Source organism: Dethiosulfatibacter sp., from assembly GCF_983023055.1.
In genome coordinates this window covers 6,193-8,191 of record NZ_CEZJXU010000059.1, presented here as the reverse complement: position 1 = coordinate 8,191, position 1,999 = coordinate 6,193, and the positions used below count along the sequence as shown (strand labels likewise).

Sequence of the window (1,999 nt, the reverse complement as noted above, 5' to 3'; positions counted from 1 at the left end):
AGACTATACAGTAGTAGAAAGAGACCCGTCGCCATATACACTTGAAGGAGACAATGATAAGTCTGTAACAGTTGAATTAGAAAAAGAATCGTTGGTAGAGTTTACAAATGAGTATATTATTGAACCAAGATATGGCTTAACAATCGATAAAATAGTAGATGATAGCAGTGTATATACAAATGTAGAAGTAACTTATACAGTTACTTTGGAAAACACAGGAAACCAAGATCTCTATATAGATTTTACTGATATCGATGGATTTGATCTTAATGAATATGAATCATTTGAATTGTTGGCAGAATCAACTACAACAAGAGCATTCACAACATCTTATAGTTCAACTGGCGATAAGGTGAATGTAGCTGAAGCAACTTATTATGGACCTCAGGAAAATCCTGTAACAGTTTCAGATTCAGCCATAGTAGATGTAAACAGCAGACCATCAACAAGCACTGATTATAGAATGTCAATCACAAAGACTGCTGATCAAGATGAAGTGATGGTTGGTGATACAATAACCTACACAATTACTGTAAAGAACATTGATGATGGAACTTTAAGAGAAATTGTTGTGACAGATGATCTTGTAGAGCTTAATGAGGAAATAGCTGTATTAAGTGAGGGGGACAGTGTAGTATTCACGGTAGAGTATATTGCACTTGAAGAAGGACTCCTTGAAAATACAGCAAAAGCTGTAGATGACAGAGCGGGAACAAAAACCGCAACAGCAGAAGTTCTTGTGAAAGATGATACTCCGCTAGGACTACCTGGATTGACAATAGATAAATCTATTGTTGGAGATAAAACAGAATTCTTCCCTGAAGAAATAGTTGAATTCAAGATAATAGTAACTAATACAGGAAATACAAAACTTGAAAATATTATAGTAGAGGATCCAATGGTAGGTTTATTCGGTTATAGAATTGATGAACTTGAACCAAACACATCGGAAGAAATATTTGTCAATATGACAGTTACTGAAGATGCTGAAGACTTTACTAATGTTGCAACTGCTACGACAGGCAATTTGATAGTATCAGATGATGCGGATGTAACAATCGGTGAAATAATAGTAGAGGTAGATATTCCGCTTGATGTACCGAACACAGGAGCAGCACCTCTTATGTTGATTTACGGACTTGGAGCATTAGGTGTTGGAACTGGATGGAGTATCTTTGACAGGAAGAAAAACAGATAATAGACTTGATTAAATTTGTACGGTTCTATACAATATAAGTATAGAACCGTATTTTTAAAATGGGGTGATGACATGGATAGAAACAAGATAATTAGTATTGTTTTAATTGTAATGTTTTTCGTGTTTATTGGGCTGGCTGTAAATGAATTCTACCAGTACCAAAAATCTAACCAGACATATGAGGAAGCCAAGGAAGCTTATTACAATGAAAAGGATATCTCTGTAGAACTGGATCAAGGTAATAATACACCTGTGATGGTAGATGATTCAGAAACAGTTACTGCTGGAAATATTAATACAGATGCAGATGTTGCAACAGATACTTCTACAGATACTGATGAAGGTGCAGTGATTACGACAGACACTACACTGGTTGTTGACAACGGAGAGGTAAACAACAATGTCCAGACAGAAATCCCTGCAGACACTACAAATTCAAACAGCACCGTTACTGAAGAGGAAAAAGAGACTATTGCAGAAGCAGGAAGTGTAATAGGATGGGTCAGTGTTCCAGGAACAGGCATAGACTATCCTGTTGTACAAACTAAAGATAATGAGTATTACCTAACACACAACTATCTAGGCAACAAAGATGTAAAGGGTGCCATCTATATGGACTACAGAAATGATGAAATCGGAGATGACAGAAACTACATTATTTACGGACATAAGATGATTGACGGCAGTATGTTTTCAGATTTGGTCTACTATGTTCAAGATGGTTCATATGAAAGGTATTTCAACAACTACAATACTGTGAAATACGATGATTATGAAGAAGAAACTGAATGGAAGATTTTC

The 1,999-nt window shown here is 35.8% G+C and carries 2 protein-coding genes; both read left to right on the top strand.

Annotated elements, in window-relative coordinates; all coding sequences use genetic code 11:
- On the top strand, positions 1 to 1,198 hold a 1,198-nt coding region (locus AC3AX0_RS03625), incomplete at its 5' end, for a DUF7507 domain-containing protein (protein WP_487548942.1).
- A 72-nt stretch (positions 1,199 to 1,270) separates the two neighbouring features.
- A partial coding sequence (locus AC3AX0_RS03620) for a class B sortase (RefSeq protein ID WP_487548941.1) occupies positions 1,271 to 1,999 on the top strand: 729 nt, incomplete at its 3' end.